General features: G+C 64.7%; 1 pseudogene. It reads left to right on the top strand.

Annotation, left to right across the window (positions count from 1 at the left end):
- Nucleotides 1-221: pseudogene (locus SB753_RS41195) on the top strand (carbon-nitrogen hydrolase); the annotation flags it as partial.
- Between the last annotated feature and the right edge of the window lie 17 nt (nucleotides 222-238).

A 238-nucleotide genomic window follows, 5' to 3' on the forward strand; every position in this document is an offset into this window, starting at 1 on the left:
GCGGCGAAACGACAGGCGGCCTCGTCTATGCCGAACTCGACACGAGGCTGATAGGGGTTAGCCCTGGGCGCGAATGGCTCGGTGCCCGCCGATCGGATCTTTACGGCGCATTGAGCCGCTCTGCGTTAAACGCCACGGACTTCGACGCGCAACGCGTGTCGGCGAAAGGCGCGGTTGCAGTGTCGTTTGCGCAGGTCCGACGCAATCGCGTCATCGGTTGATGCGACCCGCGCTGGAG

This window comes from Paraburkholderia sp. SIMBA_053 (assembly GCF_046534895.1).
In the GTDB taxonomy this organism is placed as follows: domain Bacteria; phylum Pseudomonadota; class Gammaproteobacteria; order Burkholderiales; family Burkholderiaceae; genus Paraburkholderia; species Paraburkholderia caledonica.